General features: G+C 48.6%; 17 protein-coding genes. 15 read left to right on the forward strand and 2 right to left on the reverse strand.

Going from position 1 to position 12,555, the window contains the following annotated elements; all coding sequences use genetic code 11:
• Window positions 1-60: 60 nt before the first annotated feature.
• Complete coding sequence (locus tag AC6IB1_RS01405) at window positions 61-1,455, reverse strand: glycoside hydrolase family 1 protein (protein ID WP_497566603.1); 1,395 nt, start codon at window positions 1,453-1,455, stop codon at window positions 61-63.
• Between the two features lie 345 nt (window positions 1,456-1,800).
• Here AC6IB1_RS01405 and AC6IB1_RS01410 point away from each other — a divergent pair, with 345 nt between their 5' ends.
• The 10 genes from AC6IB1_RS01410 to AC6IB1_RS01455 all read left to right on the forward strand — a co-directional run bounded on the left by AC6IB1_RS01410 (window position 1,801) and on the right by AC6IB1_RS01455 (window position 9,016).
• Window positions 1,801-1,956: a GDCCVxC domain-containing (seleno)protein gene (locus tag AC6IB1_RS01410; RefSeq protein WP_497566680.1), complete on the forward strand. Its 156-nt coding sequence runs from the start codon at window positions 1,801-1,803 to the stop codon at window positions 1,954-1,956.
• A 144-nt stretch (window positions 1,957-2,100) separates the two neighbouring features.
• Window positions 2,101-2,322: an eL42 family ribosomal protein gene (locus tag AC6IB1_RS01415; RefSeq protein WP_497566604.1), complete on the forward strand. Its 222-nt coding sequence runs from the start codon at window positions 2,101-2,103 to the stop codon at window positions 2,320-2,322.
• A gap of 204 nt (window positions 2,323-2,526) precedes the next feature.
• Window positions 2,527-2,847 carry an IS66 family insertion sequence element accessory protein TnpA gene (tnpA, locus tag AC6IB1_RS01420; RefSeq protein WP_497566605.1) on the forward strand — a complete coding sequence of 107 codons (321 nt, stop codon included), beginning with the start codon at window positions 2,527-2,529 and terminating at the stop codon, window positions 2,845-2,847.
• Window positions 2,844-3,077, forward strand: a complete 234-nt coding sequence (gene tnpB, locus AC6IB1_RS01425; protein ID WP_497566606.1) for an IS66 family insertion sequence element accessory protein TnpB — start codon at window positions 2,844-2,846, stop codon at window positions 3,075-3,077. Before tnpA ends, tnpB begins: the two co-directional genes overlap by 4 nt.
• Before the next feature lie 207 nt (window positions 3,078-3,284).
• Complete coding sequence (istA, locus tag AC6IB1_RS01430) at window positions 3,285-4,808, forward strand: IS21 family transposase (RefSeq protein ID WP_497566251.1); 1,524 nt, start codon at window positions 3,285-3,287, stop codon at window positions 4,806-4,808.
• 11 nt (window positions 4,809-4,819) lie between these two features.
• Window positions 4,820-5,563, forward strand: a complete 744-nt coding sequence (gene istB, locus AC6IB1_RS01435) for an IS21-like element helper ATPase IstB (protein WP_497566252.1) — start codon at window positions 4,820-4,822, stop codon at window positions 5,561-5,563.
• Window positions 5,564-5,862: 299 nt separating this feature from the next.
• On the forward strand, window positions 5,863-7,395 hold the full coding sequence (gene tnpC / locus AC6IB1_RS01440; protein ID WP_497566607.1) for an IS66 family transposase: 1,533 nt from the start codon (window positions 5,863-5,865) through the stop codon (window positions 7,393-7,395).
• 274 nt (window positions 7,396-7,669) lie between these two features.
• Entirely contained in the window at window positions 7,670-8,296 is a 627-nt protein-coding gene (locus tag AC6IB1_RS01445) for a YiaD family glycine zipper/OmpA-like lipoprotein (protein ID WP_497566608.1), read from the forward strand.
• A gap of 211 nt (window positions 8,297-8,507) precedes the next feature.
• Window positions 8,508-8,714, forward strand: coding sequence for a hypothetical protein (locus tag AC6IB1_RS01450; protein WP_497566609.1), 207 nt, complete (start codon window positions 8,508-8,510; stop codon window positions 8,712-8,714).
• Between the two features lie 83 nt (window positions 8,715-8,797).
• The gene (locus AC6IB1_RS01455; protein ID WP_497566610.1) at window positions 8,798-9,016 is read left to right on the forward strand and encodes a DUF6500 family protein; all 219 of its coding nucleotides are present in this window, start codon (window positions 8,798-8,800) and stop codon (window positions 9,014-9,016) included.
• Window positions 9,017-9,650: 634 nt separating this feature from the next.
• Here the strand turns inward: AC6IB1_RS01455 and AC6IB1_RS01460 are convergent.
• Complete coding sequence (locus tag AC6IB1_RS01460) at window positions 9,651-9,914, reverse strand: transcriptional regulator (protein WP_497566611.1); 264 nt, start codon at window positions 9,912-9,914, stop codon at window positions 9,651-9,653.
• 136 nt (window positions 9,915-10,050) lie between these two features.
• On the opposite strand from AC6IB1_RS01460, the gene AC6IB1_RS01465 reads away from it, so the two are divergent.
• Genes AC6IB1_RS01465 through AC6IB1_RS01485 form a run of 5 tightly spaced genes read left to right on the forward strand, consistent with a single transcriptional unit; the run spans window position 10,051 to window position 12,553 of the window.
• The gene (locus AC6IB1_RS01465) at window positions 10,051-10,221 is read left to right on the forward strand and encodes a hypothetical protein (RefSeq protein ID WP_497566612.1); all 171 of its coding nucleotides are present in this window, start codon (window positions 10,051-10,053) and stop codon (window positions 10,219-10,221) included.
• Window positions 10,218-10,388 carry a hypothetical protein gene (locus AC6IB1_RS01470; protein WP_275873658.1) on the forward strand — a complete coding sequence of 57 codons (171 nt, stop codon included), beginning with the start codon at window positions 10,218-10,220 and terminating at the stop codon, window positions 10,386-10,388. Before AC6IB1_RS01465 ends, AC6IB1_RS01470 begins: the two co-directional genes overlap by 4 nt.
• A complete protein-coding gene (locus tag AC6IB1_RS01475) occupies window positions 10,385-10,606 on the forward strand; it encodes a hypothetical protein (protein WP_497566613.1) in 222 nt (73 codons plus the stop codon). The genes AC6IB1_RS01470 and AC6IB1_RS01475 overlap by 4 nt, the downstream gene beginning before the upstream one ends.
• The gene (locus tag AC6IB1_RS01480) at window positions 10,603-12,384 is read left to right on the forward strand and encodes a rolling circle replication-associated protein (protein WP_497566614.1); all 1,782 of its coding nucleotides are present in this window, start codon (window positions 10,603-10,605) and stop codon (window positions 12,382-12,384) included. The genes AC6IB1_RS01475 and AC6IB1_RS01480 overlap by 4 nt, the downstream gene beginning before the upstream one ends.
• A complete protein-coding gene (locus AC6IB1_RS01485; protein WP_497566615.1) occupies window positions 12,341-12,553 on the forward strand; it encodes a hypothetical protein in 213 nt (70 codons plus the stop codon). Before AC6IB1_RS01480 ends, AC6IB1_RS01485 begins: the two co-directional genes overlap by 44 nt.
• Window positions 12,554-12,555 lie beyond the last annotated feature (2 nt).

The raw sequence follows: 12,555 nt of genomic DNA on the forward strand, positions 1-12,555 counted from the left end.
TCATCTGGTAAAGATGGAAAGCCCTGCGGTGCAGGGCTTTCCCGTTTCTGGAGCTGGGAATTATTTTACTTTCAAGGACGCACCCTGTGTCCTGATCACATCCTGATACCAGAAGAAGCTTTTTTTGCGTTTCCGTGCCAGTGTGCCGCTGAAATCATCATGGCGGTCGACATAGATGAAGCCATAACGCTTACGCATTTCTGCGGTAGAGTTCGCCACCAGATCGATAGGCCCCCAAGAGGTAAAGCCCATTAATTCGACGCCATCTTTGATTGCTTCACGCGCCTGAACAAGGTGATCATTCAGATACGCAATACGGTAGTCGTCCTGGATCTCGCCATTTTCGTCAGGTTCATCGCGTGCCCCTAATCCATTTTCAACAATGAAAAGTGGTTTTTGGTAACGATCATATAAAAAGTTCAGCAGAATGCGCAGGCCTTTGGGGTCAATCAACCATCCCCATTGGCTCTTCTCCAAGTAAGGATTTGGCACGCTGGCGACAATGTTTCCGACCTCTTTCTGCTTTGGATCGGCGCTGGCACAACCACTGGCATAATAGCTGAAGGAAATAAAATCGACCGAAGCCTGGGCTATTGTTTCAAGGTCTCCATCTTCCATTGCGATATGAATACCGTTTTCACGGAAGTAACGCAGCATATACCCGGGATATTTTCCGCGTGTTTGAACATCGCCAAAGAACAACCATTTGTTGTTCTCGTGCATGGCGGCAATCACATCATCAGGGTTGCAGGTGAGTGGGTAGTTGAGCGCGCCCAGCAACATGTTGCCAATTTGGGCATCAGGGATAATCCGGTGGCACAGCGTTACGGCTTTGGCATTTGCCACCAACTGGTGGTGAATCGCCTGATAGATAGCCTGCTCACTGGCATCCTCCGGCAAGCCTACGCCGGTGAAAGGCGCATGGAGAGACATATTAATCTCATTGAACGTTAACCAAAGTTTCACTTTATCTTTGTAACGCTCAAATACCGTGCTGACATAGCGTTCAAAGAAACCGATAAGCTTTCGGTTAGCCCAACCGCCATAGTTTTCTACCAGTGCATATGGCATTTCATAATGGGAGAGTGTCACAAACGGTTGGATGTCATACTTGGCCAATTCATCGAAAATGCGGTCGTAGTAGGCAAGGCCAGCCTCGTTTGGCGTCTCCTCATCGCCATTGGGAAAAATACGGGTCCATGCAATCGAAAGGCGAAGACAGTTGAACCCCATTTCGTTGAACAGAGCGATATCCTCTGGGTATCGGTGATAGAAATCAATCGCCACATCCTTGATGCCCGGTGTGCGTCCTTCTCGCGTCTGGTGAGGGCTTAGAATACCTGAAGGGAGCATATCTGATGTCGACAGCCCTTTTCCTTCGACATCAAAAGCGCCTTCTACCTGGTTGGCAGCGATTGCACCGCCCCATAGAAAATTATTCGGGAATAACGTCATGTAAACCTCGTTGGGATACAGGATGAATGCATAAAGATGATATGTAGTATCGATGACTATTCCTGCAAGAAAAAGAGGCTTTTATGGAGGAGAACTGTTCCTTATTTTCAGGAAAGTTTCCAGTTTTTGGAAGGCTAACGAAGAAAAGGGGAAACAGAGATTGACCAGATGTGTCACTTATTTACATGTGAAATGGAGCAAAAGCGAAATGTGGCTGGAAAGTGTAGTCAGTGTAGCCCACGCTTATTGATACTAAAAATAGTAGAAGGGGATGAATTGCTAATGAAAGTGAGGTTGAAGTCCGACATGACATGCCCGCGATGTGGACACAAAAAATCTGAATTGATGCCTGTAGACGTGCCCCTGCATCACTATGAATGCGAAAATTGCGGGGAAGTGCTTGTTGCCCAAGAAGGGATGTGCTGTGTTTTTTGCGCCTATGGTAGTGTTCCATGCCCGCGTGCGCAGATAAAAGGCCATTGCACTAATAAACGTCATTAATCACCGTACAGATCTGATGTGGAAAAATTATGTGGAGTACGATTGCTGAATAATTCATTCTTGTCTCGATCATAAGTCGCGATTCATATGAGATATAAATTTACACTCATTGTGATAGAGCAAAGGCTTTAGAAAGGAGATAATATGGGTTTGCATCTTTGGTACTGCAATAACTGTAAAACAGACACTGAGCATGAAGTACGGGAGCAAGCCCACCATGATCCCGCAGTTAGGGCATTAACATCCCCCCCTCTTGATGGCGATTATCAAGACCATGCCGAGTGTACTTGCACGATATGTGGCTTTGTTGAATGGGTCGATCCGGTCGACATATTTCAACTTGATGTACATGACTTTGGTGATTGAAAAAGCTGTCAATCACATCCCGCAAAGGAACAATATAAGGATTGTTCTTTTTAAGCACACATTAATGCACTATAACTTATCTTCACTTTGATCAAATAAACCTCCATCATCTATCATATACAACGTAAGCGCATCATAAACCCCGCATTCTAATCGTCTAGCCCGAATAATAAGATCAAACCTCCAACCCAAAGGAGATTTGAAATGGCCAAACGACGCACTAACCAGGAATGGCGAACCCTGTTCGAACACTATGAATCCAGCCAACTATCACAACGATTATTCTGTGAACGTAACGGACTGAGCCTCTCCACTTTTTACGCTAAGCGCCAACAGTTAAAGCACATCGAAAAACCGAACACGGTTGGCTTTGTTAAAGCAGAAGTCGTTGAAAAGACCACAAAGTATCAAGCCACTCACGTTGTCGTTGCCAACATGACACTACTTGTAAACCGTGTTGAACTGAGCATCCCACAAGGCACGCCAGCGACCTATCTCGCAGAGCTTATCGGTGAGTTATCATGAAACGCATGCTCAGTGCTCCAGAGATTTACTTGTATCGTGAAAGCGTCGATTTTAGAAAGTCCATCAACGGTCTTGCTGCGATGATCGAAAGTGACACCGACTTACCCTTAGGAAGCGGTGCATTGTTTTTGTTTACCAATAAACAGCGCGACAAAATCAAAGTGTTGTATTGGGATAAAACGGGCTTTGCTCTTTGGTACAAGCGCCTTGCGTATTCCGGCCGGATCTGAACAGTAATTCCGGAAACACTTGAACACCTATTCTGGAATCATTTGAACTCTGATTCCGGATTTATTTAGTACAGTTTTGTGCTCATTTCCGGAATCGGTGTTCAAGTACACCGGAATTTTCTCAACGCATTGAAATAACAATTAATTTGATAACTTAACCACTGACTTTTCGTTGGCGAGTGAGGGGTAGGTTTGAAAAGGATCACAATGCGTAAAATCAGAGAGGTTTTAAGGCTGCATTTCTCGGCAGGATTGAGTATCCGAGAGATCCACCGCAGCACCAAAGTCAGTGTCGGTAGTATTCAAACACTGCTCAGCAAAGCCAAGAGCATGAACTTATCCTGGCCACTGCCGGGTGAACTGGATGATGCGCAGTTGGCCCGCTGCTTTTATCCGCAAGCCGATACCCGCCATGCCAAGCGATTCCAAGAGCCGGATTGGGCAGACTTACGTAAGCAACTAAGCCGTAAGGGCGTGACGAAGCTGCTGTTGTGGGAGGAATACACTCAGCAATACCCCAACCGCTGTTACAGTTATTCCCAGTTCTGCGACCGCTATCTGCACTGGCTGAAGAAACAGCGCCGCTCCATGCGTCAGCATCACCGGGCAGGTGACGTCTTGTTCGTCGATTACGCAGGGCAAACCATGCCTGTTGTGAATCCACAGACTGGCGAGATCCGGCACGCCCAAATCTTCGTGGCGGCCATGGGAGCGAGCAGCTATTACTTCGCCGAAGCGACCTGGACGCAAGGTATACAAGACTGGCTGGGCAGCCACGTTCGGGCCTTTGACTATCTCGGTGGCGTCCCCACTATGGTGGTGCCGGACAACTTAAAAAGTGCCGTCACCAAAGCCTGTAAAAGCGACCCAGATATCAACCCGGCCTATCAGCAACTGGCGGCTCACTATGATACGGCCATCGTGCCGGCCAGACCGTATAAGCCGAAGGATAAAGCCAAGGCCGAAGTGGGTGTACAAATCATTGAGCGCTGGATATTAGCCCGGCTTCGCCATCACACCTTCTTCTCACTGTATGAGCTGAATCAGTGCATCAGCGCGTTACTGATAGAAGTAAACAGTAAGCCCTTCAAACAAATGGCTGGAACCCGTCAGCAGTGGTTCGACGAACTGGATAAACCCGCCTTAAAACCGCTACCGTGTCATGCCTATGAATACACTGACATCCGCCAGGCTAAAGTGAACATTGATTACCATGTGCAGTATGAGAGCCATCTTTACTCAGTACCGCATCAACTGGTTGGTGAGCGGGTTGAGCTTCACGCGAAGCCGCGCTTAGTGCAAATCTACTTCCAGGGTAAATGCGTTGCCAGCCACCCCCGTAATGACCGCTACGGGTTTACCACTACACCGCAGCACATGCCTGTACAGCACCAGCATTACCACAAAGTCAGTGAGGGCAGTCTGATGAACTGGGCGAAGGACATCGGCGATGACGTGCTTGTCTGGGTAAAAGCGCAGCTTAAACGCAAACCGCATCCACAGCAGGCGTTCCGCGTCTGTCTGGGCGCATTGCGATTAGCCAGCCAGTATCCACCGCAGCGGCTCAATACCGCCTGTAAACTGGCTAATCAACATCAGCTCTATCGCCTGCAACAGCTCAAAGACATCTTAAACAGTAATCAGGACAAGCTCATCAGTGAATCCAGCCAGGAAACACTGACACTCCCTCAGCACCACGAAAATATCCGTGGCCCACAGAGCTTCCATTAAGGAGAAAACCCATGGTAAACACCACACTCTCCCAACTGCACCAACTCAAACTGAGTGGCATGGCAAAAGCATTGAGCCAGCAACTCGAACAACCGGGCCAGTATCAGGACCTCTGCTTCGCTGAGCGGCTGCAACTGCTGGCCGACCAGGAAATCCATGAACGGGATAACCGTAAACAACAGCGCCTGCTCAGACAGGCCCAACTAAAACTTGCGGCAACCGCCCAGGACATCGATTATCAGCACCCGCGCGGCCTGCAAAAAAGTGTCATGACAGGGTTGCTTCAATGCGACTGGCTACAGCGGCAGCAAAACCTGTTACTGACCGGGCCATGCGGCACCGGGAAAACCTATATCGCCTGTGCGCTTGCTAACACCGCCTGCCTGAAAGGCTACACGGTGAAATACTACCGGGTGAGTCGTCTGCTCATGGAACTCACCCAGGCCAAAGCCGATGGCACTTACAGCAAGAAGCTGAAAAGCCTGGCTAAACTCAACCTGCTCATCCTGGACGACTGGGGACTAGAACCGCTAAAAGCCGCGCAGCGCAACGACCTGATGGAGATCATGGATGACCGCCATGGCAGTAGCTCAACCCTCCTCATCAGCCAACTCCCCACCGACCAATGGTATCAATCCATCGGTGATAACACGTTGGCCGATGCCATCCTCGATCGCCTGATGCACAATGCACACCGGATAAAACTGAAAGGAGAGTCAATGAGGAAAATACTGGCGACCGTTGACGCCACTTGAACACTTAAGTTAAAAATCGGTTAGCCAACGATGCGTTGATCTGAGGTGTTCAAATAAAACCGGAATGGCTGTTCAAGTAAATCGGAATACGCACGCCTTGAAAAAGCCAAGTACAAGTGGCCTACAAAAGAGAAAAATGACGTGTTTACCCTGACTCATTTCGAGCTTGATAGGCTGCTTTCAGGCTTCACGATTATCGGCCATAAACCCGTTAGAATAAACGATTTTACAATGACTTAAGCGATAATATAGCCTTATCCACCAAGCGTTAACGGCATGATTTTAGTATAATAAATGCCATGAAAAAGACGCCAAATCTCAACCCAGAAAGCCAAGATGTTGCCGAGCTACAAGCGATGGTGAAAGCGCTGATGTCGGAGAAAAATGAGTGGCAACAAGAGCGTCAATCCCTACTTGAACAGCTCAAACTTGCCTTCGACCGTCAGTTCGCTAAACGCTCGGAGGCGTTAAAGCCTTACGATGAATCCCAAGGTGACCTCTTCAACGAAGTGGAATGTGAAGCCGCTAAGGAAGAAGAGGTTGAAGTTGTCACAACGACCATCACAACGAAGAAACGCGGTAAACGTCAGCCCCTGCCAAAGACCTTGCCTCGTGAGGTTATCGAACTCGATTTAGACGACGATGAAAAGCAGTGCGCTTGCTGCCAACATAGTCTGCATAAAATCGGTGAAGACCGCAGTGAAAAGCTTGAGTTCACGCCAGCGGTACTCAAAGTGTTGGAATATGTTCGTCCTAAATATGCTTGCCGCCAATGCGAGCAAACTCAGGACAACAGCCACATTGTTCAAAAGCCAGCGCCGCAAAGCATTATCCCGAAGAGCTTCGCCACAGAAAGCTTGTTGGCCAATATCATCCTCGGCAAATACCAATATGCGATGCCACTTTACCGTCAAGAATCCCTGTTTACCCAGTCGGGTATCGAACTCTCACGAACCACCATGGCAAGGTGGATTATCCAAGTCAGTGAGAAGTTCGCTCCACTTTATGCGGCCTTAAAAACGCACCTACTTGAGCAAGTGGTGATTCAGGCGGATGAAACGCCGCTCAATGTCCTCAAAGAAGATAAACAGTGTTACATGTGGCTCTACTGCTCGGGCGCAGACTCGCCAGATGCCGCACTCCCCAATGTGAAAAATATCGTCTTGTACGACTATCAAAACAGTCGCGCGAGGGCGTGCCCTGTTGCCTTCTTGGGCGACTATGATGGGTATCTGCAAACCGATGGCTATGGTGTTTATGATGGGCTTCATCTCGTCACCAATGTCGGTTGCTTCGCGCATGCTCGGCGCAAGTTCATGGACGCGAAAAAGCTTCAAGGCAAAGGTAAGTCAGGTAAAGCGGATAAAGCGCTGGCCAAAATCCAGAAGCTTTATGGAATAGAATCACGCTTAAAAGGAGAGTCTGCGGAAAAACGAAAAACAGAGCGCCAAGAGCATGCTAAGCCGATACTGGATGAGCTTTATGAATGGATGACAACTCAGAAAGTGCTTGAGTCTAGCCCGCTGGGTAAGGCGATAAAATACACGCTCGGTCAGTGGCCGAAGCTCACCCGCTATATCGACGATGGTCATTTATCGATAGACAACAATCGCGCTGAACGCGCAATCAAATCGCTGGTTATTGGCCGAAAAAATTGGCTCTTCTCGACCACCCCTAGTGGGGCTGACGCGAGCGCGATGCTTTACAGTATCGTCGAGACAGCAAAGGCCAACGGACTCATCCTCTACGACTACATGGTCAAGTGCATGCAAGAGTTAGCGAAATCTGAGCCCGATATCGATGCGCTCCTACCTTGGAACTTCCAACACTAACAATATCGCCCCGTGGGATCATGGGGCGCATACTATACAACAAACACTTAACTATTTACATCTATGGTTCTTCTCAAAAATAGCCATTTTCTACAGAAATCGCTGTTATACTCTGTATAAATATAAAACAGTGTTCAATTATGTCGTGAACTTTGCAATACTCTGACAATCCGGTTTTTATAGAATTTACGATTCGCCAACTCACGCATATCCTTGGTAAATGTGCCAAGTACAATCCCTCGAAGTATGAGGGTACAAAGAAGGAGATAGAATTATGCGTAAATCCATTCCTGTCGTTACTTTGGTTACAGCTTCTTTAATGTTGGGTGGCTGTGCAACAAACACAGGTAAGGGCGCAGCGATTGGGGCTGCAACAGGTGCTATTTTAGGCAAAGCGACTGGCAACCATAAAGACAAGCGGATCTTTATTGGGGCTGCAATTGGCGCCTTGGCTGGCGCTGCGGTGGGTCAATACATGGACCGTCAGGAAGCTGCGTTTCGTGAAGAATTGGCAGGTTCTGGTATTGAAGTGGTGCGAGAAGGAGACAACATCCGTCTTGTTATGCCTTCAAATATTACGTTTGGCTCCAACCAAAGCGGAATATCTCCCAGTTTCTATCAATCCCTTGATGCCGTTGCTCGTGTTATGAATGAGTATGACAAAACGTTTCTGAGTATTGAAGGACATACTGACAGTACAGGTGATGCTGCTTATAACATGACACTATCTGAAAAGCGTGCGGAGAGTGTAAAGAGTTATCTTCTACGCTCAGCAGTGAATGCCAAACGCTTATATGTTACCGGTTATGGTGAGACACAACCGATCGCTTCAAACGATACGTCTACAGGACGCGCTCAAAACCGCCGTGTAGAAATTCAGATCGTACCAAACCAAGCATAACTTTCTCTCATGGAGGAGGATTTATACTGGTCCTCCTCACTTTCGTTTCATTAATTTCCCCGTAATATGTTCGTTTCTGTCATTTATACTAAACGACATCTAGTTTGGTAGCACCAATCTTAATAGAATGGCAGGTTTAACATCCCTGAACTCTAAGATTAGAAGGCTCCAGGGGGAATAGATAACGAATTCAGAAATGGAAGAGGTTCTCATGCCATTAGTTTCTTGCCCTGTTTGTGAAAAACAAGTTTCCAAACATGCACTTTCGTGTCCTGGATGTGGAGAGCCTGATCCAGCTGGTTACCACACACGCAACACCTGGTTGTCGCGTCTATTCTGGCTATTAGTATGGATCGGCATTGGTGCGGTGGTCTGGTACAAAGTCGTGCCATTAGTAATGGAAATGTTCAAGCAATGAAAAAAAGTGGAAGGGGCGCGTCGCTTTTCAAGGGATCTGTGCTTATGTACAGATAAGTATCATTGCACATAAATAAGGAAATTATGAGAGATTCGTTGCGCAACAAAGTTATTGATGTGTGTAAAAAGAAGATTCTATCTAAGGGAGAGAATGTAAGTGTTTCTTTTTACGCCTTTTTCACTAACAAGAATGATGATCCAGAACTGCTAATGGAAGCCGCTACCTGGTGGATTCAAACCCACGAATTAAACCATTTCGTTAAAGCCAAAGACATTATCTCTTTGATTGAGAATGAAAGATAGAAGTGCAGTACTAAGTACTAATAGCGGCTAAAAACGAGAACATGAGTGACATATCTAATGAGCTCAGATAACTTTGTGCCTACAGATTTTGTCAATCCTAAGTTGAAAATGTCACCTTGCTCTGCAAAGTAGAAATGTCACTTTGTGGTTTATGAGTAAGTGAAAGGTATTGCATAGTTTGGGTTGAACGGAGCGGTTAACGATTAGTAAATTGTCCTGTCTGTTTTTTCGTTCATAAGAGCTAAAAATGTCTATAGTGAATCAATAAATAGACTAGGGGATGCAACGTGAACGTAGATTTAAACGACATTGATAAAGATAGGCTGTCCGAATTCATTTCATGGGCGAACAATCTGGAAGAGATTGAATTATCAGACGTTGTACTTGACGTTCCGTAAGCGACAAGAGGCTTGCAGCATCTTTACGTCGAAGGCGACGATCGCAAGCATCACGGATAACATCGGCACGGCTAATTTCTTTGTCACTCATAGTAATCAACATCTCGATAATCCCTTGGCTGTGGCAATCAAAAAAGACTAGCTCAAGGGGACATCTGAACTTTGCTTAAAAGTGACATTACAACTTAGCGCCTACACACCAAACTACGCATTATCTATCAACGGGTAAATAAAAATTACACCCGTTCGCCTTGTCGTAACGTATTGATTAGGCGGGGATTATCGTATTTTTCCTCAAGGATTTTATACACCACATTTTGGTCGTCTAATTGCAGTAAATCCGCCAGTTTGAATATGGTTTCCCACTCGGCTGAACTGCGATTTTTTCTCCATTGGTAAATAGCATTGCGCGCAACGCCCAATTTCTGGGCAAGAGCGTAATCTGACGCTATGTCATGCCTGATTTTCACTTCGTCCAAAAGTTCCACTAAATAACTCATTCCGTTCACCCGATATTGACGCCATTTGTTAAATCTTAGCCTGACATCATGTCACTTTCTATGCCTCACGGCACGTTGACGTCATCATTATGGGTGAATTAGCCTTTTTACGACGCTAATGCATGGGGATGCAGACATGGAAAAAGTGAATCACCAATTCTGGATAGATAAAATCCGCGCCGACCTCGGCCTCAAAAAAGACCCGAACCGCAAACAGGGTTGTCCTGACCTTCGTTACTCTGCCCGTTTTCAACGCGCCGCTCAACGCATGATGAAATTGCGCATGGCGAGTGGGGGCGCGCTATGACGCCATTGTTGAGTGTGATTTTGTTTGGGGTGGGGTTCTGGATGGGCCGGGACGCCAACACCCGCAAGATTGAGCCAGTCAGTGAGAGCGCGATTGTTATCGTGTATGGATGGGCGTTTGTTGGGCTAATGCTGACTGTCATTGGTTCGGTGCGGGGGTGGGTATGAGTATTCGTAACGGAAGAAAGCAAGCCTACGCCATTCGTATCAATGGCCGTTTTTTCTACGAAATCTCCCGAACAAACCGTGTCATGACGGCGTGGTCACTGGCCGGGGCGCGGCTGTTTCTGCATCATGGCGATATTGACACCGTGTGTGCCAAACTCGAAAAACGAGGAAAACAGTTTGAGGTGGTCACTGTTGAGTTAGTCGGGGTGGCGGCATGAAAGAATCCCCAAGCGTCGAGGCGGACGGGGCGAAAGCCCCTGATTCCTTTTGGACGCTCACCCAAAAAGATATTCAACACATCGCCGGGGCCATTATCCCCGGCGACCTTCTATGCGCCCGACTCGAAAACCCCGTTAACGGCACTACGCCGGAGGCATGGTTTAAAGAACGTCACCACGAATTAATCCGCGCGGAGTTCTATCACCGTGAAGCGGTGAAGGGAAACCAACGCCCAGACCTGCCCGCCGCAGGCGCACCGCGAAGCGGTGGAGAGGCTAGGCTCGTCCAAGGGTGCGAAAGTCCGACACGGTCAAATGAAGACGAAAGACGCACCCTGATAGCCAATCAGGCAAAGCTCCTGCAACACAGGGCAGACGGTGGGACGGTCGGCATTCGGTTTGCTGACCAGACCCCACGAACGCACCACGACGATTACAGCCACCACAACGGGCACCGGATTTCAGAGCGTAACCGCGCATTTCGCATCATGCACCAACCATGGTCGGGCAAATACCGCGCCGGGATATTCGTGCAACCGCGTCCGCAGGATGCGCCGGCCCCTACCACGGGTGCGCGATTCTCCGAGCGCCTGACGCCGAAAGCGGTGGGCAAAATCTTTGAATCTGCCGCCTACGTGGCAACGTTACATAACGGGTTTACCACGTTCCTGACGCTGACTTTTGCCCCCGAAGCGCGGCAAAAACTGTTTGCCGGGGATGAAGACACCCCGGAAACCACCATCGGCCGGGAGGTATCCCGGTTTCTGGATGGGGCGAAAAAGGTCTTTCAGCGGGGGTTTGATTTCCATTACGTAACGGAACGCGACGGGGACGACCATCCCTTACATAACGTAACGGAACGCGACCCACTGAAAGTGCGCCCACGTAACGGGGATTTTCATTACATATGGGTGGCAGAGTGCCCGCCCAATGATGACGGTGAGCCTAATCCCCATGTGCATGTGCTGCTTAACTGGCAGGTGCCAAAACCGCTTTTCCGGGCATGGGCTGAACGTGTTGAAGCGTTATGGGGGCATGGCCTTGCGCACCTTGAACGCATCAAACACGGTAAAGCGGCGGGTAAATACATCATCAAGGCGGTGGGCTATGCTGCTAAAGGTGACAACGGCGAGCAGGGACTGATTCGGGGCAACCGTTACGGCATTGCGCAGTGTTCACGCGCGCCGGGATGGGAATGTCTGGCGACGTTCGACGCAGATTGCATGGGGGCGATTATCGCCGAATACCGCCACCGTCTGGGCAAGTGGAAAAAACCAATCATCCGGTTGCGCAGCAAGACGAAAAAGAAAATCGCGGCGAGTGCGCGCGCACTCCAGATTGTGAAGAAATCGAAAAAACTCACCCCAGAGCAGATGGAAACCCGGGTGCAGAAACTGCGTGCCCGGCTCGCTCAGTTAGACGGGGTGATGGATGCCACTGCCGCCAAAATTCGGGAGTGCGGGCGCACGGTCAGCGATGACCATCCGCTCGTGCATTTCGATGGAGAAAACGCCCGTGATCACCTCGACCGCTTCCTAATCTGGGCGGTGGGGCACCGTGGGTGGAACATGCAGAGCGACGACGTAGAAAGCTGCCGCCTGTTAAAACAACAAATCAAAGCACACTTTAAAGGGGAACTTACCGCATTCAGGGATGAGCTGTTAATCCATGATTCGCGCGTCAGTTGGCTAAAAGAAACCGGGTGGGACCCGGCAACACTGGAGCTTAACAGCTATGGCGAACAACGAACATTTGGAGAATATTACGGGCGAGATTGATAAAGCAGTACAAGTCGCGACCAAACACCCGATTTATGGCCGTTTTCTGGCCCCGCTGCGCCTGTTGGTGGTGTGGGTCAAATCCGTGAATGCGGAATTACGCGAAATCCGCGCCAGTATCGAGCAAAACGAAAAGCAGGCCGTCACCATTGAACACGGGGAGGGCTGAGC

It is taken from the genome of Grimontia sp. THUN1695 (genome assembly GCF_059704325.2).